Origin of the sequence: Veillonella sp. AS16 (genome assembly GCF_000517785.1) — a bacterium.
Classification (GTDB): domain Bacteria; phylum Bacillota; class Negativicutes; order Veillonellales; family Veillonellaceae; genus Veillonella; species Veillonella denticariosi.
Map to the genome: position 1 here is coordinate 223,925 of NZ_AZYX01000007.1, position 25,674 is coordinate 249,598.

Sequence of the window (25,674 nt, forward strand, 5' to 3'; positions counted from 1 at the left end):
GTTATTATGAGTTTGAAAAAAATTGCTGTTGCCATTGACGGTCCTGCAGGGGCCGGTAAAAGTAGTATTTCAAAAGTTGTGGCAAAGCAACTGGGATATTTATATATAGATACGGGCGCCATGTATCGCTCCGTTACGTGGGCTGTTTTACATGACGGTATAGATCCTACTGATCAGGCGGCGGTGGAGACCATCCTTCCAACTCTGGAGTTAACGATGGAACCGGGCAATGATGCCTGTAAGGTGTTTGTACGGGGCCAAGAGGTGACCGACTTTATTCGTACGCCTCAAGTAAACAATGCCGTTTCCGAAGTAGCTTCCCATAAAGGGGTACGTCAATATCTGGTAGAACGTCAACGTCTTTTGGCGGATGAAGGGGGCGTCATCCTTGACGGTCGCGATATCGGTTCCGTAGTCTTACCTGATGCGGAATTAAAAATATATCTAACCGCTTCTGTGAAAGCACGTGCGAAACGCAGATGGCTTGAAGTGCAGGGAACAGCTAACGAACAATCTTTGGATGAGATAACTAAGAACGTAGAGCGCCGGGACGAGATGGATAAGAATCGTGAGGAATCTCCATTAGTGTGTGTCGACGATGCGGTAGTAATAGACTCTAGTGATATGACATTTGATGAAACGGTGAATCGTATATTGCAGTTGGTACAGGAGATAATTAATCATGAATAGATTTTCCACCTGGCTATGGCGTACTGCTTTTTGGTTACGCTATAAAGTCGGATACGGTTTAAAAGTTTATGGGCGCAATAATTTCCCTATGGAAGGACCTGTTATCGTTGTGCCGAATCACATGAGTAATAACGATCCGTGCATAGTCGGATATGCATTACCAAGACACGTGCATTTTATGGCCAAACAGGAATTGTTTGTTAATCCGATTTCAAGATTCCTTTGTACCTGGCTTGGTGCATTTCCTTTGAATCGTGGCGCTATTGATAAGGTTGCTATTCGACATGCGTTAGGATTATTGAAAGCGAATAAGGTCCTCGGTATTTTTGCGGAAGGAAATCGACAAAAAAGCGGTAAACTGGGCAGATTTCATGACGGTGCGGCTTCTATCGCTCTTCGCACCGGTATAGGTATCGTTCCCGTAGCTATTATCGGATCGCATAATATGCAACGGGGAAGGGTAGCTTGTATTATTGGTGAACAGATTTCTGTAGAAAAAGCAAAACCGACACCTGAGGCTATTCAAGAGGTAAATGATCGTGTAAAAGGTGAAATCCAACGCATGATAGATTCATATCACGGTAATTCTATTCAGGAGATATTATGGAAATAATTTTGGCGGAAAATCACGGCTTTTGTTATGGTGTAAAACGGGCTGTTGAAATGGCGGATGATGCGGCTAATCATTGTGGAAAGAGTTATACATTAGGCCCTATTATTCATAACCCTCAAGTTGTGGGCCGCCTTGAAAGAAGAGGTGTCAGTCCTGTTCAGGCTGTATCGGATATCGAAGAGGGGACTATGATTATCCGCTCTCACGGTGTGGGGCCGGCTGTCTATGATGAAGCCGAAGAAAAAGGTCTTAATGTTGTAGATGCTACGTGTCCATATGTAAAAAAAGCACAACAGGATGCGAAATCCGTCATTGAAGATGGAATGACTTTAGTGATTTTAGGTGAAAAGAACCATCCTGAGGTCAAAAGTATTAATTTATGGGCAGATAACAAAGGAATAATCATCGAAGATGAGGAATCCGCTGAAAAATTACAAATTGTGGAAAAAATGGGCGTTGTTGTACAAACAACCTTTTCACAATTTAAATTTAACAGTATAATAGACATATTAGAGAAAAAATCTAAGAATCTTAAGGTTTTCAAAACGATTTGTAATGCAACGCAAGAACGACAGAACTCTGCCGTTGAATTAGCTCGTAGTGTTGATCTTATGATTGTGATAGGCGGTAAAAATAGCGGTAACACAAACCGATTGGCAGAGGTATGTCGTGACGTTGGATGTATAACCTATCACATTGAAACCTCTACTGAATTACAACTGGAATGGTTTGACCGAGTACAGACGGTAGGGGTAACAGCAGGAGCATCGACTCCCGACTGGATTATTAAGGAGGTCATTGAGACAATGAAAGATTTTGCAGAATTATTAGCAGCAGAAGGTCAAGAAGAATTTAAGAAAGGGAATGTTGTAGAAGGTACAGTTGTTCAAGTTGAAGATGAACGTGCATATGTATCTTTTGGCTATAAAACAGAAGCCATTTTGAATAGAACTGAAATTTCTTATCCAGCACCAGAATCTGCCAAAGATGTGTTAAAGAATGGTGATGAAATTAAAGCAGTTATCATGAATCACATCAAAGAAGATAATCCTATTTATCTTTCCATGACTCGCTTGGCTAAAGATGAAGATTGGCAATACGTTATCGAAGCACAAGAAAAAGATGAAACCATCCTATGTAAAGGTATTGATGCTATTCCAGCAGGTTTGGTAGTAACCGTTAAATCCCTTCGTGGTTTCATTCCATTGTCCCAAGGTGATGTTCACTTTGTAAAATCTTTGGACAACTTGGTTGGCACAGAATTCGAAGCTAAAGTACTTGAAATCGATGAAAAGAAAAACCGTTTGGTTCTTTCCCGTCGTGCCGTATTGGAAGTAGAACGTCAAGCTAAATTAGCTGAAGCATTGAAAAATATCACCGTTGGTGAAAACTATACAGGTGTTGTTCGCAAAATTATGCCTTATGGTGCTTTCGTAGATATCGGCGGTATTGAAGGTTTACTTCATATTTCCGACATCTCTTGGCAAAAAATCAAAAAAGTGGAAGACGTTCTTTCCGTTGGTCAAGAAATCGAAGTTAAATTACAATCCTTTGATGCTGAAAGCAATAAATTATCCTTGTCCTTGAAAGCTTTGACTAAGAGCCCATGGGACGTGGCGGAAGAAACATTGCATGTAGGCGATGTTATTACAGGTAAAGTTGTCCGTTTGGTTGCTTACGGTGCATTCGTAGCAGTTAACGACGACATTCAAGGTTTACTTCATATCTCTCAAATTACAAAACAACGTAATGCGAAAGTTGAAGATTACTTGAACCGTGGTCAAGAAGTTGAAGTTAAAATTATTTCTCTTAATAAAGATGAAAAGAAATTGGGTTTGGCATTGACTGAATTGATGGAAGCAAAAGAAACTGCAGAAGACGCTGAATAATTCATTGTCTAATAGAAGGCTAACCAAGGTTTTCCTTGGTTAGCCTTTTTGCGTACTGTATGGGGAATATGATAAAATATTATAATGTATTATAGTTGATAATGAGGTGAAACTATGGCAAAACCATTAGTGGCCGTCGTAGGTCGTCCAAATGTAGGAAAATCTACACTTTTTAATGCCATTGTTAATAAACGTATTTCCATCGTAGAAGATATTCCCGGTGTAACACGGGATCGTATTTACTTTGACGCGGAATGGTTAAATCGTGAATTCACGATGATTGATACAGGTGGTATTGAATTTGTAACAGAAAATAGTCATGTAATTCCTAAGATGATGCGCTTACAGGCAGAGCTCGCTATTGAAGAGGCGGATGTTATTCTTTTCGTCGTGGATGGCAAACAGGGCATTGTTCCTGCTGATGAAGAGGTTGCCAACATTCTTAGAGCCAGCGGAAAACCTGTTGTGCTTGTAGTTAATAAGATTGATAGCGTAAATCAGGAACCGAATATTTATGAATTTTATAATCTTGGCCTAGGTGACCCTATCGGTATTTCTGCAAAGAATTTAATGAATCTCGGTGATTTATTGGATGATACGGTAAAACACTTTCCTCCGGTCGGTACGAATGTAGATGATGAGGATACGATTCATGTTGCCGTTATCGGCCGGCCGAATGTGGGAAAATCCTCATTGACGAATGCATTGCTTGGTCAAGATCGGGTGATTGTATCCGATGTGGCAGGTACTACACGGGATTCTATCGATACCCATTGGACTCATGATGGACAGAAATTCGTTCTTATCGATACGGCCGGTATGAGACGGAAAGCTAAAATTGAGGAAGCTGTTGAGCGGTACAGTATTGTTCGCTCATTACGTTCGGTGGACCGCTCTGATATTGTCGTGCTTGTTCTCGATGCTCAGGACGGAGTGACGGAGCAGGATAAAAAAATTGCCGGCTATGCTTATGAAGCCGGTAAAGGTGTCGTTATCGTTGTCAATAAGTGGGATCTTGTAGAAAAAGATGATAAAACCACATTGCGTTTTACCGAAGATATATACGACGAACTTGGCTTTTTACAATTTGCTCCGATACTATTTGCATCTGCTTTGACAAAGCAACGCATTCATCGGTTGGCGGATATGTTGAAATTTGTTTCCGAACAACAATATCGTCGTGTATCGACTGGTACATTAAATCAATTGTTGCAAGATGCGCAAACCGTTAATCCTGTGCCGTCACGGAATGGTCGTATTCCTAAAATTTACTATATGACACAGGCCAGCGTTAAACCGCCTACATTTATTCTTTTTGTAAATGAACCGGAGTTGATTCACTTCTCATATATGCGATTCCTAGAAAATCGATTGCGAGAGTCCTTCGGCTTTGAAGGAACACCGATTCGCTTGATATTACGCGGTAAAAAACGGGATGATGAAGAATGATTGATTCGATGATTATTGTATATGCTATATTAGCCTATCTCATAGGCTCCGTTCCCAGTGGATTAATTATTGGCAAGATATTTTTTAATACGGATGTACGTCAATACGGTTCTAAAAATATCGGTGCTACCAATACATATCGGGTTATAGGCCTTAAAGCGGCTTTACCGGTATTTTTATGTGATGCTTTAAAGGGGTCTGCCGGAGTTTTATTACTATCATTTTATGGTCCTATGTATATGATCCTGGGTGGTATCCTGGCCATGATAGGGCATAATTGGTCTCTGTTTTTGGGCTTTAAAGGCGGTCGCGGTGTTGCAACTGGGCTTGGCGTGCTTATTGCATTATCTCCCTTAGTGGCCGTCATTTGTCTGCTTGTCTGGGGCGTTATCGTGTATATGACGAAACTTGTATCTTTAGGATCTATCATAGCCGCTGTATTGGTACCATTTTTGATGTATTTTACAGGTGAATCGTATTGGTTTGTTGGATTTGGTGCTTTAGCCGGACTTTTTGTAGTGATACGTCACCGGGATAATATTAAACGTCTATTGGCAGGTAATGAGTTGAAAGTAGAACGTATAAAAAAGGATGAATGATATGAACGTAGTTGTTATCGGCTCCGGTAGTTGGGGAACGGCATTAGCCATAAAATCCGCATTAGCGGGAAACACTACAACTATATATTGCCGTCGTCCTGAATTCGGAAAACAATTAGCTATCGACCGCGAGAATAAAGAATATTTACCAGGGGTTAAATTACCCGATTCTTTACAATTCAGTTCGGATTTGAAGTCCTGTATTCGTGATGCTCAGATTGTGTTAATGGTAACTCCGTCTGTCCATGTTCGAACCAGCCTTGAGGCAATACAACCTTATGCGCATAAGGAACAGTCCTATGTGTTATGTTCAAAAGGGGTGGAACGAACTACAGGAAAATTGTTGACTACCGTTATGTCTGAGGTATTAGGTTCTGTAGGGTGTAATTTAGCTGTTTTGACAGGACCGAACCATGCGGAGGAGGTCGCCCGGAATCTACCGGCTGCCGCCGTATTGAGTACGAACAATCTTGATGTGGCCATCAAATTACAAAATACCTTGCATAGTCAAAACTTTAGAATATATTCCAGTACGGATTTAATCGGTGTTGAACTGGCCGGTGCAACAAAGAATATTATTGCACTGGCGGCGGGGATTGTGGACGGCTTGGCATTAGGGGATAACTGTAAAGCTATGCTTCTGACGCGCGGCCTTCATGAAATGACGCGTTTCGGTGTTGCTTTAGGTGCGAAAAAAGAAACCTATGCAGGTCTGGCCGGTATGGGTGATCTTATTGCCACCTGTATGAGCGGTCACAGTCGCAATCGCTCGGCAGGTCAACAGTTAGCTGATGGCAGGTCGATGGATGATATTATGCAGCACACCAATATGGTAGTAGAAGGTTTTTTTGCAACAGATATCATTCATAAGATGGCTGAAGAACATGATATAGAGATGCCGATTACAGCGGCTTTACACGATGTATTGCATCAGAAAAAAACACCTGCTGCAGCATTAGAAGAATTGATGGGACGAAATAGTAAAATTGAAGTATCATAAGTAAAAGATACTTTTATTTTGGTTATTTATATACTATAATTAATGAGTATAATCTTGTGAGGATTGTATGCGAATTATTGGCGGAACTGCGAAGGGGCATGCTATTAAAGCGCCAAAGGGAATGGATACTAGACCTACACTGGATCGAGTTCGTGAAAGTGTATTCAATGTCTTGGCTAACAGGGGGATTTACGGTACAGATGTACTGGATCTTTTTTCCGGTACCGGTGCCATAGCAATCGAATCGTTGAGTCGCGGTGCTGCTCGGGCAGTGGCCGTTGACTGTAAAACGGGAAAACTGATTTTAGAAAATGCCGTGCATTGTCGTGTCGATGGTCGATTACAGATCATCCCGAGAAAACTTTCACAAGTAAAAAATTATATAGAAGGACAGCAGTTCGACTATATTTTTTCTGATCCACCATATGAGCATGGATTTATACAGGATACTATTGATTTCGTGGTAGTGAACAATCTGCTGAAATCCTCTGGGGTTTTACTCTTGGAACATCATAAGGATGAAGTGTTTACATTACCTGAATCATGGGACTGTATCAAAGTACAGAAATTTGGTTATACGATGGTTTCCTATTTTGTAAATGCTGCTGAAAGGAGCTAGACCTGTGCGTATAGGTATATGTCCGGGGAGTTTTGACCCAGTTACAAATGGACATGTTGATATTTTTGAGCGGGGCAGTCGGTTAGTGGACAAGTTGATTATCGCGGTCAGCACTAATCCGAATAAAAACTCTTTGTTTACGATGGAGGAACGGGTCGAGATGATTCGAAACTCCGTAAAACATATTCCGAATGTTGAAATTGACTGTACAGGTGGTTTACTCAATGAATATGTAAAGTCTAAAAATGCGACTATAATTATTCGTGGGTTACGTGCATTGAGTGATTTTGAATACGAGTTTCAGCGCGCTTTATTTGCAAAATATTTGGATGATGACATTGAGACTGTTTTTATTATGACAAATAATAAATATTCTTTTGTCAGCTCCACAGGCATTCGTGAATTGGCTAAATTTGGTGGAAAGCTGGATGGTCTCGTTCCGGATGATGTAAAGTTAAAACTTGAAGAACGCTTTAATACGGTACATAATAAATAGGAGTGATTTGTATGAAAACAGAAAAATTATTAGAAGATTTAGAGGTTCTTATTGAATCCAGCAGTCGTATTCCTATGACTACTAAACGCATGGTAGAAGAAGATGAAATTATGCGTATTATTGACTCCATTCAAGAATCTTTACCGTTGGAGCTTGATGAATCACGTCGTATCGTAGCTGAGAAGGATAAGGTGTTGGCTGATGCCCAACGTCAGGCTGAAACATTAATCGATCAGGCGAAGGATTACATCGCTAAATTGACTGCTGAAAGTGAATTGGTTAAACAGGCTCAGGAACAGGCCAACCAAATCATCAATGCGGCAAATCAATCCTCTGAAGAATTGAAAGCCAGTTCAATCCAATATGCCGGCGATGTTCTTAAATATGTGGAAAACAACTTAGAAAAAACATTGGAAAGTTTACGTCAGAATCGTGAAAGCTTGAAGCAAACGGAAGAACGGACGGAAGAAAATCAATAGTTTAAAATTATAGTAGAAAGGCTATATGCAGAATAAACTGCATATAGCCTTTTTTAGTCGATATAGTTTTCAGGTTTCTTAGGTTCTACAATCATGGTTTGATGCGTATTGAATATGACAAATCCCAGCGGTGACCCAGGTGGCTTTTTAATATTTTTTATATAGGTGTAGTCAACAGGCACTTTACTGGTTTCACGAGCTTTACTGAAGTATGCCGCGTATTGAGCTACTTTGGATATAATCATATCATTCGGCTTCACGTTTAGTCTTAAGATGAGATGTGAGCCCTGAATTTCCTGCGTATGGAACCAGATATCAGTAGGTTTTGCAAAGCGATGTGTTAAATATTCGTTTTGCTGATTGTTGCGTCCGATGAAGATTTCGCCTTCATCTATTGTGAGGTGAATGTAATTGGATTTCCCCAATTTATAGGATAGCGGCTTTTTGGATTTTTTGATAATCCCCGCATCCATACATTCTCGGCGAATTTCTTCGAGACTTTCACGGGTAGTGGCAAGGGAGATACTGTATAAGATGGACTTTAAATATTCCAACTTTGTTGTGCTCGCATTGAGCTGATACTCGCCGCTGACCATACGATTTTTAAGTTTGGTATATAGTTTATAATACCATTGTGCATTTTCGACGATTGTCAACTGAGGTTTTAATGGAATGGTTAATGTTTCATTGTTTTCAGATAAAAGATTCGGTAATTCGATGGATGGTTGATATTGTACCTGCAGATGGGCGTTGATCATCAAAATATCACCGTATAGTTTGTATGTTTCCATCTTTTCCGTATCATCTAATTCGGCTTGAATTTTTTGATGACGTGTTTCTTCTTTCTTGATGGCTGCGGTAAGAATTTTTTCAAGCTCCTTATCCGCAGTGTGAATCGATTTTGTGGAATGAATGGATTCTTCTAATGCCTCTGAAATGGTTTTGTAGGTTTTGATGATTTTATAATCGTGCAGAGGTAGTGAGGCGTAAGCTTTTTTGTGATTACTATTCTCCAATACATAGAGGCCCGAGCTTGAGTTTAAGTCCGTACGAAGGCTGTAGAGAGCCTGTGCCAGATTGTTTATCTCCTCTTCTGACATGGATTCCATATATTCGTCGCCTATTAGTTGTGCTCGATGCAGTACTTCATCTAAAAGCGGCTTGCCGAAGCCGTTAAAGATAGAGCGGATGGTTTCCTGAACTGTACCGGTACTAAAGGATGTAAGAAGATTTAGTATTTCTGTTTCATCAAAGTCCATTAAATTGACGCGATTTGCATTTGGCGGTAGTTCATATGTTAATTTAGGCCCAATCGATCGCTCGCGATTCATGAGGGGAGAGACATGGATGAGGGATTCCAGAATTATATTATCCTGTACAAAAATACAGTTGGAATACTTGCCCATCAATTCCACATAAATATAGGTGGTTGTAATGGATCCGTCCATTTCCAACTTATCCGATTGGATACATAGTATTCTGTCCCCATTAATCTGTTCAACCTTTACAATGCGACTGCCTTCGATATGTTTGCGTAGGAACATACATAAGGAACTCGGTTCTTTTGGCAGATCCTGAAGCGGCTGGCTTAGATACAGTGCCGGATTGGAGCCTACGGTAATGATCAGATTCTGATCTTCATTATGTGCGCGAATTTTAAATAATAGCGTGGTTTTATCGATTTGGTATAATTTTTGTATTTGTCCTGTCTGTAATCGCTCGTGCAGCTCCTTGGCGAGTACGGACATGGTAAGTCCATCTAAATTCATGGCTATCCTTTCATAAATGAATGGTATAGAAATATAGTTTAGTATACCACAGAGCGAAGAGATTTCTTAGTATTTGAACAGCAAAAATGAATATTTCGTGGTACAATAAGAGAAACTGTAAGGAGGATGGTCTATGAAGAGTATGACAGGTTTTGGCTGCGGTACCGCCACTGCAGACAACCTTACTTGTACGGTTGAGATCAAATCCGTCAATGCACGGTATTTAGATTTATTTATACGAAGTCCGAAACAAATCAATCCTTTTGAAAACCTAATTCGAGAACAGATACAACAACATGTTGCTCGCGGTAAGGTAGAAGTATCCGTATCGATACAAGATGTGGGGGAACGGCCAAAAACTTTCACTATCAATCGTGTGCTGCGTGAGCAAATTCAGGAGATGTTGGTGGAGCAGGGCTTTTATACAACCCTTAAAGAGGTGCCCCTATCAGCGGTTATGTCCGTTTCAAATGAATGGATCCAACAACAGGATGAACCTGTTGCGGAAGATGTCATGATATCCGTTGTGACGGAGGCGACCGGTCGGGCTGTTGCACAGTTATTACAGATGAGAAGTGAAGAAGGTCGTCATATTCAAGAGGATTTGTTAAGTCGAATTTCTACGTTGAAATCAACGATTCGACGTATTGATGATAATAAATCGGTTGCCGTAGAAAATTATCGAAATCATATTTTATCAAAGATTAAGGAGTATTTAATAGAGCTGGAAGCGAGCATCAGTGAGGACAGATTTTTACAGGAAATTGCAATTCTTGCAGACAAGACCGATATTACAGAAGAGATTGTCCGATTCACCTCACATGTGGTACAATTAAAAAACACACTTATAGATGAGAATCCTATAGGTCGTAAGCTTGATTTTATCCTGCAGGAGATGAATCGAGAGGTGAATACTATCGGCTCCAAAACAGTTGATTCGAATATTACGGAATGGGTTGTTCAGTTAAAGTGTGAGTTGGAAAAAATTAGAGAGCAAGTACAGAATGTGGAGTGATAGGAGGTCCATGGATGAGTATTCAACTATTGAATATAGGTTTTGGCAATATGGTATCTGCAAACCGGGTTATGGCCATCATCAGTCCCGAGTCGGCGCCGATTAAGCGTATGGTGCAGGATGCCAGAGACAAGGGCTTACTCATTGATGCTACATATGGACGCAAGACTCGTGCTGTATTAGTTATGGACAGCGGTCAGATTGTGTTATCTGCAATTCAGCCGGAAACCGTAGCACATCGAATTGTGCAATATGATGTAGATGAAGATACAGTAGAAGCATAGGAGTATATATGTCAGACAGAGGATTGTTAATCGTTATATCCGGGCCGTCTGGTGCAGGTAAAGGAACCATTTGTTCTAATATTCGAAAGGAAATGCCGAATTTAGTTTATTCTGTTTCCATGACGACACGTGAGCCGCGAGTCGGTGAGGAGGAAGGCGTAAATTACTTTTTCCGATCAAAGGATGAATTTGAATCTCTTTTGGCAGAAGATGCCTTTCTGGAATATGCTAAAGTATATGACAATTACTATGGTACACCTAAGCAGCATGTAATGGATTTATTGGATGAGGGTAAAAGTGTACTGTTGGAAATCGATATACAGGGGGCGATGCAGGTAAAGGAACGCTTTAGTGATGCTGTATTTATCTATATCGTACCTCCGTCCTTAACAGAGTTATCCGAGCGGTTACATAATCGAGGAACCGATGCTAAAGAGGTCATTGATAAGCGTTTATCTCTAGCGTGTTCCGAACTAGCGCTGGCGCATCGTTATGATTATATTGTTGTTAATGATGATTTAGCGGAAGCTTCGGAGAAGGTAGCCTCTATCTTGCGGGCCGAATCCTGTAAGATCAGTCGCAATAAAGAACAAATTCAATTTATTTATAAGCAATACCAAGAGTCTAAGGAGAAGTGATAGTATGATGGTAAAACCTCCATTGAAAGCATTAGAAAATCAAGTAGACAGCAAGTATACATTGGTAACATTGGCAGCAAAACGAGCTCGTGAACTTACTGACGGCAGTCCTTGCCTTGCTGAACATACACATGCTACTGACAAGCCTGTATCTTTGGCATTTTATGAAATCGCTGAAGGTGAAGTCACTTATAAACGCACTAAAGAAGGTATTAAATAAAATGAATCAATTCCTTGTATCGTTGATACAAGGAATTTTTAAAAGGAGTAGACTATGCAGGGAAAATATATCGTTGTCGCCGTATCTGCAGGAATTGCAGCGTATAAAGCTATAGAAGTGGTCAGTCGCCTTCGTAAAAAAGGGGCCGAAGTTAAGGTTGTTATGACTCGAAATGCCACTCATATCGCATCTCCTTTAACCTTTGGTGAAATAAGCGGCCATCCTGTGGCTTTGGATATGTTTGAGCAAATACAGAATTGGAATGTAGAACATATTGCTTTGGCTACATGGGCAGATGCTTATGTAGTTGTACCGGCAACCGCTAATGTGATAGCTAAAATTTATGCGGGCATTGCCGATGATATGCTGACTACGACCATTTTGGCTACAACAGCACCAAAATATATCTGTCCGGCGATGAATACGGAAATGTATAATAATCAAATCACACAGCGGAATATAGAGGGGCTGAAAGTACTTGGATATCATATTCTTGAACCGTCCAGCGGCTGGCTTGCATGCGGTGTGATCGGGAGCGGCCGTCTACCAGAACCTGAAGAAATTGTAGCGTGGCTTGAAGCAGAGCTCTGTGCTACTGAAGAGTTTTCAGGAAAAACCGTATTAGTTACGGCCGGAGGTACGCAGGAAAATATCGATCCCGTCCGTTATATAGGTAATCGTTCCAGCGGTAAAATGGGCTATGCTATTGCTGCGGAAGCACAGAAAATGGGGGCTCGTGTTATTTTAGTGAGCGCACCTTCATCACTCGATGTGCCTAATGGGGTGGAATATGTACCGGTCGATTCGGCTGTATCTATGCAGAAAGCCGTTGAGTCTCGATATAAAGATGTCGATGTGGTCATCATGGCCGCTGCAGTGTCTGATTTTAGAGTTCTTAACAAAGCGGATCATAAAATTAAAAAAATGGATTCCATGACGTTGAAACTTGTCAAGAATCCGGATATATTGCAAGGCTTAGGAGCGCATAAAACACATCAATTATTAGTCGGGTTTGCTGCAGAAACACAGGATGTTGTCGCATATGGACAGGATAAGGTACATAGAAAACATCTGGATATGCTGGTTGCCAATGATGTAAGCAAGAGTAATGCGGGCTTTAATGTGGATACAAATGAAGGGTATTTTTTGTATCCTGATAAAGAGCCGAGGGCAATTCCTAACATGAAAAAAACGGACTTGGCCAAATGTATTCTTACGGAAGTGGCTGAGCTAATGAAATTAAAAAGTACAAGATAACTTTTTAAGATGTTTGTTTATATGGGTTTATAGAGAGAAGGAAAGTGTTAGTTAAATGTTTGCGATACAAAGGGCATATCGTCAAGGGGGATTAGCAAGATCACAGTGGAGTAATAATATTATTGCCGGCTTGGTGGTTGGTGTTGTGGCGTTGCCGCTAGCGATGGCTTTTGCTATTGCCAGCGGTGTTACACCGCAGGCAGGTATATACACCGCTATCATTGCCGGTATATTCGTGTCTATTTTTGGGGGTTCTCAAGTACAGATTGCAGGCCCTACGGGTGCATTTATTGTCCTGCTTAGCAGTATAGTGGTAAACTATGGCTTTGAGGGTTTACAGATTGCCACCATGATGGCCGGCATTATGCTGATTCTTATGAGTACGGCTAAATTGGGTACTGTTATTCGTTTTATTCCAACCCCTGTTATTATGGGCTTTACAGCAGGTATCGGAGTGACTATTTGGGTTGGACAATGGCCTTATTTTTTTGGTTTTCCGTCATTACCGTATATGGAGCATTTTCACGAAAAGTTATGGCTCATGATTCAATCTTTGCCATATTTGGATATTCCCACTCTGTGTATTGCATTGCTTAGTCTTGCTCTATTGCTGATATTGCCAAAGATTCCATATATCAATAAAATACCTGCTCCAATAGTGGCCATGATTGTCGCTACAGTGATTCAGAGTTACTATCAATTCCCTACAGTAAAGACTATAGGCAGTGCTTTTGGCGGTATTCCTCAAGGCCTACCGGAATTTTCCATCCCTAATCTGTCGTTGGATAAGATATTCTCGTTAATTGGTCCTGCTTTTACCATCGCCATGTTAGGCGCGATTGAATCTCTGTTATCTGCCGTCGTGGCCGATGGTATGAGCGGAACGAAGCATGAATCTAATACGGAATTATTCGGGCAAGGGGTAGCTAATATTGTAGCCCCTTTATTTGGAGGGATTGCGTCGACAGGGGCTATTGCACGGACGGCGACCAATATTCGACAAGGTGGAACATCACCTATCGCCGGAATTGTTCATGCCATCGTATTAGTGGCTATCCTATTGTTCTTGGCACCATATGCCGTGTATATCCCGTTGGCATCGATGGCCGCGATTTTATTTGTCGTAGCTTACAATATGAGTGATGTACCTCGATTTATTAAAATGATTATATTGGCACCGCAGGCGGACCGCATTATATTGATATTAACATTTTTTTTGACGATCTTTACGGATTTAGTCGTAGCTGTTAATGTGGGTGTTATATTGGCGGTATTGCAATTTATGAGAAAAATGGTGAGAACCATTGATGTTCATGAGATGAGTTGTGAGGAACTGTCGGAACAAGTTAAACACGAGGTTACCATTCATCCTGAAATTATGGTATATACCGTGGAGGGCCCCTTGTTTTTTGGCGCCATCAGCGCTTTTGAAAGGGCTCTTAACTCCATACATAAAGACCCTAAATTCTTAATTATCCGATTTGGACAAGTTCCATTTGTAGATTTAACCGGCCTTCGTATCTTGCGAGGTATTATCGAAGAGTTACAGAAAAGAGGAATAGAGGTTTTGCTGAGTGATGTCAATTATGATATACGCCACGAAATGTATAAATCTGATTTCTTAACGATTTTAGGTCGGCATCATATGTATCGCCAGTTTGAAAGTGCTTTACATAAAGCGGAACATGATTTAGCTGTTAAAATGTCTTGATTTCTACTAATAAATACACTATAATGATTCTGTAACTCATCAAGAGTAGTGGAGGGACAGGCCCTGTGAAGCTACAGCAACCATTCCAAGGAGAAAAGGTGCTAATTCCTATGGTGTGAGCCATTAGATGGGAGGTCTCTCATGAGTTCATGGGAGGCTTTTTTTATATTAGGAGGATAAAATGGCAGAAAAACATATGTTTTTTACTTCTGAATCAGTTACTGAAGGCCATCCAGATAAAATAGCCGACCAAATTTCCGATGCTGTTTTGGATGCGATTATTGAAAAGGATCCTGCTGCTCGTGTAGCTTGCGAGACTCTGGTTACGACCGGTCTTGTTCATGTGGTAGGTGAAATTTCTACTAATGTCTATGTAGACATTCCTCGCATCGTACGCGATACTATTCGTGAAATTGGTTATACTCGTGCGAAATTCGGATTTGACTGTGATACATGCGGTGTACTGGTATCTATTGACGAACAATCTTCTGATATCGCCATGGGCGTTGATGAAGCGCTCGAATCTAAAGACGGTCGCGGTGAAGTATTGGATAAGATCGGTGCCGGTGACCAAGGCATGATGTTCGGTTATGCATCTAATGAAACGCCGGAATTTATGCCGATGCCGATATCTTTGGCACATCGTTTATCCCGTCGCCTTACAGAAGTTCGTAAAGATGGTACCTTATCATATTTGCGCCCGGACGGAAAGACACAGGTAACTGTAGAATATGTTGACGGTAAACCGAAACGTATCGATACAATTGTTATATCCACACAACATAGTCCGGAAGTAACGCAGGAACAAATTAAAAATGATCTTAAGCGTTATGTTATCGACGCTGCGTTACCTGCGGAATTCGTTGATGAAAATACCAAATTTTTCATCAATCCTACAGGTCGCTTTGTAATCGGTGGACCTCATGGTGATGCCGGTCTTACCGGACGTAAAATCATCGTTGATACATATGGCGGTATGGCGCGCCATGGGGGCGGTGCTTTTTCCGGTAAAGATCCATCCAAGGTTGACCGCTCTGCTGCATATGCTGCCCGTTATGTAGCTAAGAACGTCGTGGCTGCAGGTTTGGCCGATAAATGCGAAGTACAGGTGGCATACGCTATCGGTGTTGCTCATCCGGTATCCATTTTAGTTGATACATTTGGTACGGCACATATCGAAGAAGAAAAAATTCAGGAATTGATAAAGAAACATTTTGATTTACGACCTGCGGGTATCATCGAAATGCTCGACTTATTGAAACCTCATTATCGTAAGACGGCTGCGTATGGTCATTTTGGTAGAACAGATGTTGATCTCCCTTGGGAACGTACAGATAAAGCTCAAATTTTAAAACGAGAAGCTGGCTTATAATGAAAAAGGTCTTGGTAGAACTTCTACTGAGACCTTTTATAGTAAATTTAAGGATGTGAACCTATGCGTGTTGCACAGATTATTATTAATCGACCGGCTAAACAACTACATAAACCGTTAAGCTATTTAATGCCGGAAAAATTCGGTACTGTTTTACCCGGTACACGTGTATTGGTTCCTCTTGGTAATAGTAGAGAGGAAGGAATCCTTATCGGGTACACCGAATTAACGGAGTCTCCCGAGTTTACACTGCGTAATATAGTACAGATTTTAGATAGTGAGCCATGGTTTACACCGGAAATGATGGATACGGCAAGACGACTAAATGAATATTATCTTTGCTCCTATGGTGATGCATTACGTCTTTTTACGGTTCATAAAACGTTAAAGTCCTATGAAGCTCCGAAAGAGGAGTGGCTTGTAGTCACTCCTGATTTTTCTGTTGATCAATTTAGTGCACGTAAAAGAAAACAACGTGAACTGGCCTCCTATTTGCTTGAGGTTGGGGGTGCATCCAAGGCTTTATTATTGGCTAAAGGTTATTCCCGTATGGTCATCAAGCAGGTAAGCGAAGCTTATGGGATAGTTGTCGAATCCCGATTCAAAGCTACCAAAACGGTTTTCGATGAGCTATTGACGGAGGAATATAAAATACCCTTATCAGAGGCGCAACAGAAGGCTTATGAGTCAATTCAATATGCCATGGATCATCATGTTTATCAGCCCTTTTTACTTCATGGTGTTACGGGGAGCGGTAAGACACAGATTTATTTGCGAGCTACCGCACGGTGTATCAGTCAGGATAAAACCGCTATCATTTTGGTTCCGGAAATTATTTTAACTGATCAGATTGTTCGTCGCTTTGTGGAAACCTTTGGGGATGAAGTCGTTGTTTTCCATAGTAAATTAACGGTGCAGCAGCGTAATAACAATTGGGAACGATTACGTCGTAAAGATAGTCATATCATTATCGGCGCTCGGTCCGCAATATTTGCACCGGCCGAAGATATAGGTCTCATTGTTGTCGATGAAGAGCATGATACATCTTATAAGCAGGAAGATATGGTGCGTTATCATGCAAGAAATGTTGCATTATGGCGTGGTGAGGCACATGGCTGTCCGGTAATTCTCGGGTCTGCAACACCTTCTGTAGTATCCTATTACAAGGCACAAAACGGCACATATCGGTTATTGGAGTTACCGAACCGTATTTTTGAACAACCGATGCCTTCCGTATCGATTGTGGATATGAAAGAAGAAATGCTGCATGGTAATTATTCTGTATTTTCCGATGCCATGATGCATCTTATTCAACGTACATTGGATGAGCATAATCAGATGATTATACTTTTAAATCGTCGCGGTTACAGCACATTTGTTATGTGTCGTGATTGTGGGGAAACGATTATGTGCCCTCATTGTGATGTGGCTATGGTATATCATCAGGCCGGTGAGGAGTTACGTTGTCATTATTGTGAACATCATGAACCGATTCCTGTTGTTTGTCCAAAATGTAAAAGTAAGCGCATCAAGTTTTTCGGATCCGGTACACAAAAGGTAGAGGAAGAACTGAGAGCTCACTTTCAACATGCCCGTATCGCAAGGCTGGATCAGGATGTAACGAAACATAAGCAAGTAGCGGAGGATATACTTCACGATTTCGGGAATCATAAATATGATATTCTATTGGGGACTCAAATGGTATCTAAAGGGCACGATTTTAAAGGTGTGACTGCCGTTGGCATTTTGACGGCGGATTCAGTATTAAATATACCTGTTTATTCCGCATCGGAGCGAACGTTTGATTTATTGACACAAACGTCAGGACGAGCTGGCCGTGGCGATAAAACTGGTCATGTCGTGATACAAACATATAATCCTTTAAACTATGCTATAATAAAGAGTAAGACTCATGATTATGTTGGCTTTTACCATGAAGAAATACAGAATCGTGAAGCCCTTGGTTATCCACCGTTCCGTGAAATGATTCATATGGTCGTACGTCATCAGGATATGAATACGCTGGAATCTGTTGCTAATCGCATAGTAAATGATTTGGAACGTCATAAGGGAAATCTGGATATAACAATTAACGGACCTTATGAAGCAAGTATTAAAAAGGTACGTGATATGTACCGTTTAGCGATTATGATTCGCGGTACGGATTTGACTGATATGAAGAAATATATATATCACTCGTGGATTTTTACGCAAGAAGGATTACTTATTGATGTAGATCCTGTGTAGTGTAGGAGAATTTATGGCGGTATTAGATGTGATTAAGGCGGGTCATCCGGTATTGAAACAAGTGGCGGAACCTGTTGACTATGTAAACAAAAAATTAAGAGCATTTATCGATGATATGGCGGAGACTATGTATGAAACACAAGGCGTAGGACTTGCAGCGCCACAGGTGGCCGTATCGAAGCGCATTATCGTCGTTGATGATCAGGTAGGTAGCGGACTTATCGCTTTAATCAATCCTGAGATTACACATGCTGAAGGCACACAGGTTGGTCCGGAAGGTTGCCTAAGTGTTCCCGGTTATTTTGGCGATGTGGAGCGATTTGAAAAGATTACCGTGAAGGGGGTTGACCCTTATAATAAGAAGGTCACAATTAAAGCCGAAGGATTTTTGGCTCGTATTTTTCAACATGAAATCGATCACTTAGAAGGACATCTATTTATTGAAAAAGCGACGAATTTACGATTAATATCGGATCATCCGGAGGAGAAAGAAATTGTCTAGTAAAAAATCGCTACGTGTTGTATTTATGGGAACACCGGATTTTTCCGTTCCCACATTAGAAGCGTTGGTGCGGTCTGACTTTTCTGTCGTAGGCGTGTATTGTCAGCCCGATAAACAAAAGGGACGAGGTAAACAGGTACAGATGCCGCCCGTAAAAATGGCTGCACTGGCTCATGATTTGCCTGTTTATCAACCTGTTACGTTGCGGGATGAAACGATTCAGGCTCAATTAGAACAGTTGAATCCGGATATAATTGTTGTCATCGCATATGGGAAGATTTTACCGCCATGGTTAATTCGACTTCCCCAATATGGATGCATCAATATTCATGCCTCTGCCTTACCGAAATATAGAGGGGCGGCACCGATTCATTATGCAGTTCTCAATGGTGATAAAGAAACCGGTGTTACCATTATGCATATGGATGATGGCCTTGATACAGGGGATATTATCGACATTGTTAAAACGGATATTCTGCCCGGGGAAACTACGGGTGAACTCTTTGACCGTATTGCACAGCTTGGCGCAGATACGATTGTACCTGTTTTGCATCGTTGGGTTAACGGTGAAATTAATGCTGTCCCTCAGAATGATGAAGAGGCAACACATACAGCTAAAATCACAAAGGAAATGGGTTTTATTGATTGGAATCGATCGTCCGTATCCATTGTTAATTTGATTCGTGGCCTTAATCCGGCGCCAGGCTGCTATACATTCTTAGGTGGTAAGCGGTTAAAGATATGGCGTGCTGACCTTGTTGAACAGATTTCTGCTGATGATAATACCATTGTTCTAAACGGTAAATCTGTGATACTCCAATCCGATTGTACTCCGGGAACTATCGTTTCACGTGCGGACGGATTGATTGTCGCTACCGGCGATCACGGATTTGTCCGTCTTATCGAGGTTCAACCGGAGAATAAAAAGCGAATCAGTGCAAATGATTTTGTAAATGGTCATCAAATAAAGGACGGGATGGTTTTTGGAAACCAAATCTAAGCAATACGAAACATTTCCCTTATATCTTGTGCTATCCACTTTGACTTGTGCCATTTTGACCGGGTTTTTGAGCTTTCTCATGTATATTTTATGGCCAGGACTTTTACAATTACACTTTATGGCGCCTCTGATTATCTGTGTAATACTGGTTCTAATTATTTGTATCATATGGTTCTTATGTGCTTCACTAATCGTGGCTTCTACGGGGATAGTTAAATTACATCCGGTTATTTTGCGCCTAGCAAACCGATTTATATATGGGCTGTTTCCTTTATCATTGGCTCTCGGCAAAGTGAGAGGTGTTACAAAGGATCGGTTGCGTCAGTCGATGATTGATCTGATTAATCATTTGGTTACACTTGATATGTATATTGTTGAACCGGAACGGATTCTTTTATTAACGCCACATTGTCTACAGGAAAGTTCCTGTGTACATAAGGTAACTCATGATGTAAATAATTGTAAACAGTGCGGACGATGTCAGGTGGGGGATTTATTACAAATCGCAAGGGACTACGGATGCCAGTTTATCGTTGTTACCGGCGGGACGTTGGCGCGTCTGAAAGTAAAAGAGGCACGTCCAAAGGCGATTGTGGCCATTGCGTGCGAACGCGATTTAGCAAGCGGTATGGCTGATGTATTTCCGATTCCTGTAATCGGTGTATTAAATGAGCGTCCCAACGGTCCTTGCTGTAATACAAAGGTTGATTCCGAACGTGTTCGTACCGTAATTGAACAATTGATTGGTAGGAATAATCATGACATTAGTTAAGAATAAGCAACAACCGAATATACGTTTATTGGCTGTGAAAGCATTGTCTGATATCAATCGCAACGGTGCTTATGCGAATATAAAACTGCAGGAATATTTGCGAACTTATCATTTAGAGGATTTAGATCGCCGTTTCTTCACTGAACTCGTTTATGGGGTTATTCGCAGAAGAAATTATTTAGATGCCATTATTGTTCATTTCGCTAACAGGCCTATAAAAAAGTTATCATCCATGGTCGTTGAGATTTTGCGCCTCGGTATTTATCAAATTTTATATATGGATAAGGTTCCTGAAAGCGCGGCGGTGAATGAATCCGTTAAATTAGCAAAAAAATTAACGCGAGGTTTGTCGGGGTTCGTCAATGCCGTCATGAGGTCCGTATTGCGTGACATGGATAGTATCTCCATCGGTGAATTGGCTACATCTGAAGCGGAGGAAATATCATTTATCTATAATCAACCTCTCTGGCTTGTGGAATTGTGGTTAAACGAAATGGGAAAAGACAAAACTATAGACCTTTGTTCCTGGTTTAATGAACAATCTCGTTTAACGGCTCGTATTAATACGATTAAGGTGAGTGTTGACGAATGTTTACAGGAGTTACGCGCATTAGGCTGGACTGTTGACCGGGATGAATATATTCCCGAATGTATTTATATCGATGGTCATCAAGGACATCTAGAGAAAGCACGCCCTGTTTTGGACGGGCATATCACGTTTATGGATAAAGCATCCATGCTTGTAGCCCATGTGGTTAATCCTCAGCCGGGTGAACGTATTCTGGACTGTTGTGCTGCACCCGGTGGCAAGTCAATGCATATGGCAAGCTTAATGGAAAATACAGGAGCTATCATGAGTTGTGATATATATGAACATAAATTACAATTAATGCAGTCCAATGTTGAACGGCTCGGTGTTTCCATTATCTCCATGAAATTACAGGACGGACGGACTTTGCCCGATTCATGGATTAATCAATTTGATCGTGTCCTGGTGGATGCACCGTGTTCAGGATTAGGTATTTTACAAAAAAAACTTGATATGCGTTGGCGTAAGTCCAGAGAGTTACTATTTGAACTGCCGACGTTACAATTAGAAATTCTGGAGTGCGCATCCAAAATGGTGAAGGTCGGGGGCTATCTCGTATATTCAACTTGTACTTTAAATCACGGTGAAAACGAGGATGTATTAGAGAAGTTTCTAGAACATCATAAAGACTTTGTTATTGAACCTGTAGAACTGAAAGGACTACCTTCATCTAAGGATGGTATGATTACCACCTATCCTCCTCGGGATGATATGGATGGATTTTTTATGGCTCGTATGAAGCGCCTATCATAATCAAAAGAAATGGAGTATTTATGATAGAATTATTGGGTAAGTCTTTAGAAGAGTTACAAATTATTTTCAAGACCCATAATATACAAAAATTTCGAGCGAAACAGCTACTTGATTATATATATCATAGGTATGTTTTTGACTTTCAGGAAATGACACAGTTTCCAAAAGATTTGCGACAGTGGTTAACGGAGAATTGTGTTATATCTATACCTGCATTAATTACAGAATCGATTGCACCTGACGGCAAGACCCGTAAAATTTTATTGGAAATGAATGACCACAGTAGGGTTGAAGCGGTGTTGATGGAGCAGCACTACGGATATTCCGTATGTGTCTCTTCCCAAGTGGGCTGTGCGATGGGGTGTGTGTTCTGTGCTTCTACGCAGGGCGGTTTATATCGTGATTTAACGGTAGCGGAAATCGTAGGTCAAGTTGTTATCTTTGGACAAATCATAAAGCAGCCGATTCACTCTGTTGTTGTAATGGGGGCCGGCGAGCCGCTTCAAAATTATGATAATGTATTGAATGCGCTTAAGTTATTACATGATCCTGCGATTTGTAATATCAGTTATCGTAAGATGACCATTTCTACCTGTGGCTGGGTTCCTAATATATATAAGCTTGCTGATGAAGGCTTACCGATTACGCTTGCATTGTCATTGCATGCGACAACTGATGATATACGACGCAGTATAATGCCTGTAGGAGCTCATTATAATTTGACTCAGGTGTTGGATGCGGTAAAATATTATTATGATACGACACAGCGTCGTATTACCTTTGAATATATTTTGATTGATTCCGTGAACGCCTCCTTTGATGAGGCTCATGTATTAGGACAAATCTGTAAGGATTTTCCTAATTGCCATGTTAATTTGATTCCTGTTAATGGCAATGAACATATTGATTTATATAAACCATCTATGATTAATATGAATAGATTTAAAGATATCGTCGCATCTTACGGTATATCTGTCACTATACGTAAAGAAATGGGCGATGCAATCCAAGCCGCATGTGGACAGTTGAAAGCTGCTCACGGTCGGGAAAAGGAGACTTATGAATAATTTTGTTGGTTTAAGTAAAATTGGTCTTGTACGGCAGCGTAATGAGGATCGCTTTTTTATAGACGGTCCTATTTGTGCTGTTACTGATGGTATGGGCGGCTATAGCGGTGGTGAAATTGCCAGCACGTATGCCGTGGATGAAATACGAGACTACTTATCCGCTATAGAGCATGTTGAACAGAAGGACTTATGTGATGCTGTTCTTCATGCGAATCAGCGGATTGTCGATCACGTAGCTCACGAAGAACGTCTGGCTGGAATGGGAACTACTGCAGTGGTAACCGCCATTGATGAAGATAAATTATATTGGGCCAGTGTTGGAGATAGTCGCCTTTATATTTTTAGAGACGGCGTATTGAGACAAATTACTACGGATCATTCTATGGTACAAGAATTACTGGATTCCGGAGACATTACGAAAGACGAAATGCTTACACATCCTCAAAGAAATTTATTGACCCGTGCCGTCGGTGTCGATGAAAATCTTGAGGTTGACAGTGGTGTTGAGACGGTACAAACCGGTGACCGTATCTTGTTGTGTACCGATGGATTAAGCGGATATGTAACGGATGAAGATATTGCATCCACTTTACATGCTATTGATGATAATATGCAAGCTATCGAATCTTTAATGACGGCTGTATATGATGTCGGTGCCGGAGATAATGTAACTATTGTGGTTGGTACAATCTAGTCTAGAAACGGAGAAATAATGAGTGCTATGAATATAAAGGATATACTTCTAGATAATCGATACCGCATCGTTGATAAAATTGGTGTAGGCGGTATGGCGGATGTGTACCTTGGAGAAGATACTTTATTAGGAAGACCTGTAGCTATAAAAATTTTACATGCAAATTTTGCTAATGATGATGAATTTGTTAAACGTTTTAAACGTGAAGCACAGGCGGCAGGTAAACTTAATCACCCCAATATAGTCAATATGTATGATGTAGGTTTTGATCAGAATTTACATTATATTATTATGGAATATGTTGATGGAGAAACGTTAAAGGAATATATAACGCGTCATGGTCGATTATCTATTGATGAAGCTGTGAAATTCACTATTGCTATTGCAGAAGGCCTCGAACACGCTCATGCGATGGGGATAGTTCATTGTGATATTAAACCTCATAATGTGATAATTACTCGTACGGGTCGTGTAAAAGTAACGGACTTTGGTATTGCGCGCGCTATGAATGCGACAAATACAGTAATGTATACCAATTCTATTTTGGGATCCGCCCATTACTTGTCACCTGAACAAGCTAGCGGTAAGCCTGTTGATGGAAATACGGACATTTATTCGTTAGGTGTTGTGCTGTACGAAATGTTGACGGGGCGTGTGCCATTTGAGGGAGAGACACCGATTGCGGTAGCTTTAAAACATGTGCGTGAAAAGGTTACTCCTCCGACTAGATATAATCCTTCTATCCCGCCGCTTTTAGAGGCGGTTGTGATGAAAGCACTGGCAAAAAATCCTGCTGATCGATTTGAGTCAATCTCGGATATGATTAGTGATTTACGGCTTTCACAAGGATTTACAATGGGAAAAACGCAACGTCATGAACCATATGATTTTGCGACACAAATGATTCCTGCGGTGGACCCTGACGCACTGGAGGATTTCAATATCGATAGAGAGAGTAGTCAGAAAGTTGAGAGTAAAAAGAAGCGTATGTTGAATAAAATTGCGTCTATCCCGCAGAAATACATTGTTCTAGGGGCGGCTGTCATCTTCTTAATCGCCTTTTTAGGAGCATTTTTAACTTATGGTAATTTCTGGAGTAATACAACTGTAGATGTGCCTAATGTGGTAGGCAAACAGGTATCCGTCGCTAAAAATATTTTAGAAGATAAACATCTACGCGTGTCTACTAGTGAGGTCACAAATTCTGATGTGCCCGCAGGACAAGTCATTTCTCAAACGCCGAATGCCGGTGAAAAGGTTAAAGAACAACGTACAATTCATCTCGTTGTCTCAAAAGGCGTAGGGGATCTTACGGTTCCGGATTTATCCGGTCTGACGGTGGATCAAGCTCGTCAGCGCCTAAAAGATTTAGGTCTTGTTGTAGGTAAGATTACACAAGAGAGTGTAGACGGAAAGCCTGACGGTGTCATCATCGCGCAAACGCCATCCGGTGATTCCAAGGTGTCTAAAGGGGCTACAATCGATCTTGTAGTAAATAAGGCGAAGGTAAAAAAAGTTAAGGTACCTAATGTAGTAGGCATGTCTTTAAAAGAGGCCCGTGATGCATTAAGTGCGGTTAATATCGCTGTAAATCAGGTGGCCGGTTCCGTAGAGGATAAATCTGTGGTAACGGAACAAAGTCTCAAAGCAGGCGATGAGGTAGATGAAGGTTCGTCCTTAAATCTTACGACCGAATATAAGGACAAAAAGAAGGACGATTCCAAACAAAGTGGCAATAAAACAACAGGAACCGTTGACGTAACAGTACCACCGGGATCAAAGAATCAGGAACTGAAGATCATCGTAAAAGATGATGAAGGTTCTGCCGTAATTTACGATGATACGAATAAGCCTGGTGATCGCATAGTTAAAAAAGTATCAGGTGTCGGCAATGTTCGTATCGAAGTATATCTCAATGGCGCATTAGTTCAGGATACGGCATTATAAGAG

The 25,674-nt window shown here is 41.0% G+C and carries 25 protein-coding genes and 1 riboswitch; of the genes, 24 read left to right on the top strand and 1 reads right to left on the bottom strand.

Annotation, left to right across the window (positions count from 1 at the left end; genetic code table 11):
- The first annotated feature begins 6 nt into the window (after positions 1 to 6).
- The 9 genes from cmk (at position 7) to HMPREF1521_RS01230 (ending at position 7,834) form a co-directional block, all read left to right on the top strand.
- Entirely contained in the window at positions 7 to 690 is a 684-nt protein-coding gene (gene cmk / locus HMPREF1521_RS01190) for a (d)CMP kinase (RefSeq protein ID WP_038114832.1), read from the top strand.
- Complete coding sequence (locus HMPREF1521_RS01195; RefSeq protein ID WP_038114835.1) at positions 683 to 1,303, top strand: 1-acyl-sn-glycerol-3-phosphate acyltransferase; 621 nt, start codon at positions 683 to 685, stop codon at positions 1,301 to 1,303. The genes cmk and HMPREF1521_RS01195 overlap by 8 nt, the downstream gene beginning before the upstream one ends.
- A complete protein-coding gene (locus tag HMPREF1521_RS01200) occupies positions 1,294 to 3,192 on the top strand; it encodes a bifunctional 4-hydroxy-3-methylbut-2-enyl diphosphate reductase/30S ribosomal protein S1 (protein WP_038114839.1) in 1,899 nt (632 codons plus the stop codon). The genes HMPREF1521_RS01195 and HMPREF1521_RS01200 overlap by 10 nt, the downstream gene beginning before the upstream one ends.
- Positions 3,193 to 3,306: 114 nt before the next feature.
- Entirely contained in the window at positions 3,307 to 4,641 is a 1,335-nt protein-coding gene (der, locus tag HMPREF1521_RS01205; protein ID WP_038114842.1) for a ribosome biogenesis GTPase Der, read from the top strand.
- Positions 4,641 to 5,240: a glycerol-3-phosphate 1-O-acyltransferase PlsY gene (plsY, locus tag HMPREF1521_RS01210; protein ID WP_084214618.1), complete on the top strand. Its 600-nt coding sequence runs from the start codon at positions 4,641 to 4,643 to the stop codon at positions 5,238 to 5,240. Before der ends, plsY begins: the two co-directional genes overlap by 1 nt.
- Before the next feature lies 1 nt (position 5,241).
- Complete coding sequence (locus tag HMPREF1521_RS01215) at positions 5,242 to 6,240, top strand: NAD(P)H-dependent glycerol-3-phosphate dehydrogenase (protein ID WP_038114848.1); 999 nt, start codon at positions 5,242 to 5,244, stop codon at positions 6,238 to 6,240.
- A 67-nt stretch (positions 6,241 to 6,307) separates the two neighbouring features.
- Positions 6,308 to 6,859 (top strand): 16S rRNA (guanine(966)-N(2))-methyltransferase RsmD, encoded by a 552-nt coding sequence (gene rsmD, locus HMPREF1521_RS01220; RefSeq protein WP_038114851.1) that lies wholly within the window; start codon positions 6,308 to 6,310, stop codon positions 6,857 to 6,859.
- 4 nt (positions 6,860 to 6,863) lie between these two features.
- Positions 6,864 to 7,355 carry a pantetheine-phosphate adenylyltransferase gene (gene coaD / locus HMPREF1521_RS01225; protein ID WP_038114853.1) on the top strand — a complete coding sequence of 164 codons (492 nt, stop codon included), beginning with the start codon at positions 6,864 to 6,866 and terminating at the stop codon, positions 7,353 to 7,355.
- Positions 7,356 to 7,366: 11 nt separating this feature from the next.
- Complete coding sequence (locus HMPREF1521_RS01230) at positions 7,367 to 7,834, top strand: hypothetical protein (RefSeq protein WP_038114855.1); 468 nt, start codon at positions 7,367 to 7,369, stop codon at positions 7,832 to 7,834.
- Positions 7,835 to 7,887: 53 nt separating this feature from the next.
- On the opposite strand, the gene HMPREF1521_RS01235 is transcribed toward HMPREF1521_RS01230, so the two are convergent.
- Complete coding sequence (locus HMPREF1521_RS01235) at positions 7,888 to 9,603, bottom strand: NFACT family protein (RefSeq protein ID WP_038114857.1); 1,716 nt, start codon at positions 9,601 to 9,603, stop codon at positions 7,888 to 7,890.
- Positions 9,604 to 9,736: 133 nt separating this feature from the next.
- Here HMPREF1521_RS01235 and HMPREF1521_RS01240 point away from each other — a divergent pair, with 133 nt between their 5' ends.
- From HMPREF1521_RS01240 to pknB, 15 genes are all read left to right on the top strand, one after another.
- On the top strand, positions 9,737 to 10,618 hold the full coding sequence (locus tag HMPREF1521_RS01240) for a YicC/YloC family endoribonuclease (protein WP_038114860.1): 882 nt from the start codon (positions 9,737 to 9,739) through the stop codon (positions 10,616 to 10,618).
- 14 nt (positions 10,619 to 10,632) lie between these two features.
- Positions 10,633 to 10,902, top strand: a complete 270-nt coding sequence (gene remA, locus HMPREF1521_RS01245) for an extracellular matrix/biofilm regulator RemA (protein ID WP_038114863.1) — start codon at positions 10,633 to 10,635, stop codon at positions 10,900 to 10,902.
- Between the two features lie 8 nt (positions 10,903 to 10,910).
- Positions 10,911 to 11,540, top strand: a complete 630-nt coding sequence (gene gmk, locus HMPREF1521_RS01250) for a guanylate kinase (RefSeq protein ID WP_038114866.1) — start codon at positions 10,911 to 10,913, stop codon at positions 11,538 to 11,540.
- Between the two features lie 4 nt (positions 11,541 to 11,544).
- Entirely contained in the window at positions 11,545 to 11,760 is a 216-nt protein-coding gene (gene rpoZ / locus HMPREF1521_RS01255; RefSeq protein ID WP_038114868.1) for a DNA-directed RNA polymerase subunit omega, read from the top strand.
- Positions 11,761 to 11,814: 54 nt separating this feature from the next.
- Positions 11,815 to 13,017, top strand: a complete 1,203-nt coding sequence (gene coaBC / locus HMPREF1521_RS01260; protein ID WP_038114871.1) for a bifunctional phosphopantothenoylcysteine decarboxylase/phosphopantothenate--cysteine ligase CoaBC — start codon at positions 11,815 to 11,817, stop codon at positions 13,015 to 13,017.
- 55 nt (positions 13,018 to 13,072) lie between these two features.
- Positions 13,073 to 14,728 carry a SulP family inorganic anion transporter gene (locus HMPREF1521_RS01265; protein ID WP_038114873.1) on the top strand — a complete coding sequence of 552 codons (1,656 nt, stop codon included), beginning with the start codon at positions 13,073 to 13,075 and terminating at the stop codon, positions 14,726 to 14,728.
- 33 nt (positions 14,729 to 14,761) lie between these two features.
- Positions 14,762 to 14,862: riboswitch (SAM riboswitch) on the top strand.
- A gap of 47 nt (positions 14,863 to 14,909) precedes the next feature.
- Complete coding sequence (gene metK / locus HMPREF1521_RS01270; RefSeq protein WP_038114874.1) at positions 14,910 to 16,100, top strand: methionine adenosyltransferase; 1,191 nt, start codon at positions 14,910 to 14,912, stop codon at positions 16,098 to 16,100.
- Between the two features lie 63 nt (positions 16,101 to 16,163).
- A complete protein-coding gene (gene priA / locus HMPREF1521_RS01275; RefSeq protein WP_038114877.1) occupies positions 16,164 to 18,347 on the top strand; it encodes a primosomal protein N' in 2,184 nt (727 codons plus the stop codon).
- A 13-nt stretch (positions 18,348 to 18,360) separates the two neighbouring features.
- Complete coding sequence (gene def, locus HMPREF1521_RS01280; RefSeq protein ID WP_038114879.1) at positions 18,361 to 18,849, top strand: peptide deformylase; 489 nt, start codon at positions 18,361 to 18,363, stop codon at positions 18,847 to 18,849.
- 25 nt (positions 18,850 to 18,874) lie between these two features.
- Positions 18,875 to 19,849, top strand: coding sequence for a methionyl-tRNA formyltransferase (gene fmt, locus HMPREF1521_RS01285; RefSeq protein ID WP_369759693.1), 975 nt, complete (start codon positions 18,875 to 18,877; stop codon positions 19,847 to 19,849).
- A complete protein-coding gene (locus HMPREF1521_RS01290) occupies positions 19,833 to 20,621 on the top strand; it encodes a DUF116 domain-containing protein (RefSeq protein WP_038114884.1) in 789 nt (262 codons plus the stop codon). Before fmt ends, HMPREF1521_RS01290 begins: the two co-directional genes overlap by 17 nt.
- Positions 20,608 to 21,963 carry a 16S rRNA (cytosine(967)-C(5))-methyltransferase RsmB gene (gene rsmB / locus HMPREF1521_RS01295; protein ID WP_038114886.1) on the top strand — a complete coding sequence of 452 codons (1,356 nt, stop codon included), beginning with the start codon at positions 20,608 to 20,610 and terminating at the stop codon, positions 21,961 to 21,963. The genes HMPREF1521_RS01290 and rsmB overlap by 14 nt, the downstream gene beginning before the upstream one ends.
- A 20-nt stretch (positions 21,964 to 21,983) precedes the next feature.
- A complete protein-coding gene (gene rlmN / locus HMPREF1521_RS01300) occupies positions 21,984 to 23,030 on the top strand; it encodes a 23S rRNA (adenine(2503)-C(2))-methyltransferase RlmN (protein ID WP_038114887.1) in 1,047 nt (348 codons plus the stop codon).
- The gene (locus tag HMPREF1521_RS01305) at positions 23,023 to 23,724 is read left to right on the top strand and encodes a Stp1/IreP family PP2C-type Ser/Thr phosphatase (protein ID WP_038114890.1); all 702 of its coding nucleotides are present in this window, start codon (positions 23,023 to 23,025) and stop codon (positions 23,722 to 23,724) included. The genes rlmN and HMPREF1521_RS01305 overlap by 8 nt, the downstream gene beginning before the upstream one ends.
- 27 nt (positions 23,725 to 23,751) lie before the next feature.
- Positions 23,752 to 25,671, top strand: a complete 1,920-nt coding sequence (pknB, locus tag HMPREF1521_RS01310) for a Stk1 family PASTA domain-containing Ser/Thr kinase (RefSeq protein ID WP_038116003.1) — start codon at positions 23,752 to 23,754, stop codon at positions 25,669 to 25,671.
- Positions 25,672 to 25,674 lie beyond the last annotated feature (3 nt).

Coding starts and splice junctions, on each gene's coding strand:
- HMPREF1521_RS01195 (WP_038114835.1), top strand. CDS start 683: ATGAATAGATTTTCCACCTGGCTATGGCGTACTGCTTTTTGGTTACGC.
- pknB (WP_038116003.1), top strand. CDS start 23,752: ATGAATATAAAGGATATACTTCTAGATAATCGATACCGCATCGTTGAT.
- rlmN (WP_038114887.1), top strand. CDS start 21,984: ATGATAGAATTATTGGGTAAGTCTTTAGAAGAGTTACAAATTATTTTC.
- HMPREF1521_RS01235 (WP_038114857.1), bottom strand. CDS start 9,603: ATGAATTTAGATGGACTTACCATGTCCGTACTCGCCAAGGAGCTGCAC.
- def (WP_038114879.1), top strand. CDS start 18,361: ATGGCGGTATTAGATGTGATTAAGGCGGGTCATCCGGTATTGAAACAA.
- gmk (WP_038114866.1), top strand. CDS start 10,911: ATGTCAGACAGAGGATTGTTAATCGTTATATCCGGGCCGTCTGGTGCA.
- priA (WP_038114877.1), top strand. CDS start 16,164: ATGCGTGTTGCACAGATTATTATTAATCGACCGGCTAAACAACTACAT.
- HMPREF1521_RS01305 (WP_038114890.1), top strand. CDS start 23,023: ATGAATAATTTTGTTGGTTTAAGTAAAATTGGTCTTGTACGGCAGCGT.
- rpoZ (WP_038114868.1), top strand. CDS start 11,545: ATGATGGTAAAACCTCCATTGAAAGCATTAGAAAATCAAGTAGACAGC.
- HMPREF1521_RS01230 (WP_038114855.1), top strand. CDS start 7,367: ATGAAAACAGAAAAATTATTAGAAGATTTAGAGGTTCTTATTGAATCC.
- HMPREF1521_RS01265 (WP_038114873.1), top strand. CDS start 13,073: ATGTTTGCGATACAAAGGGCATATCGTCAAGGGGGATTAGCAAGATCA.
- HMPREF1521_RS01200 (WP_038114839.1), top strand. CDS start 1,294: ATGGAAATAATTTTGGCGGAAAATCACGGCTTTTGTTATGGTGTAAAA.
- coaBC (WP_038114871.1), top strand. CDS start 11,815: ATGCAGGGAAAATATATCGTTGTCGCCGTATCTGCAGGAATTGCAGCG.
- rsmB (WP_038114886.1), top strand. CDS start 20,608: ATGACATTAGTTAAGAATAAGCAACAACCGAATATACGTTTATTGGCT.
- cmk (WP_038114832.1), top strand. CDS start 7: ATGAGTTTGAAAAAAATTGCTGTTGCCATTGACGGTCCTGCAGGGGCC.
- metK (WP_038114874.1), top strand. CDS start 14,910: ATGGCAGAAAAACATATGTTTTTTACTTCTGAATCAGTTACTGAAGGC.
- remA (WP_038114863.1), top strand. CDS start 10,633: ATGAGTATTCAACTATTGAATATAGGTTTTGGCAATATGGTATCTGCA.
- der (WP_038114842.1), top strand. CDS start 3,307: ATGGCAAAACCATTAGTGGCCGTCGTAGGTCGTCCAAATGTAGGAAAA.
- rsmD (WP_038114851.1), top strand. CDS start 6,308: ATGCGAATTATTGGCGGAACTGCGAAGGGGCATGCTATTAAAGCGCCA.
- fmt (WP_369759693.1), top strand. CDS start 18,875: ATGGGAACACCGGATTTTTCCGTTCCCACATTAGAAGCGTTGGTGCGG.
- HMPREF1521_RS01215 (WP_038114848.1), top strand. CDS start 5,242: ATGAACGTAGTTGTTATCGGCTCCGGTAGTTGGGGAACGGCATTAGCC.
- HMPREF1521_RS01240 (WP_038114860.1), top strand. CDS start 9,737: ATGAAGAGTATGACAGGTTTTGGCTGCGGTACCGCCACTGCAGACAAC.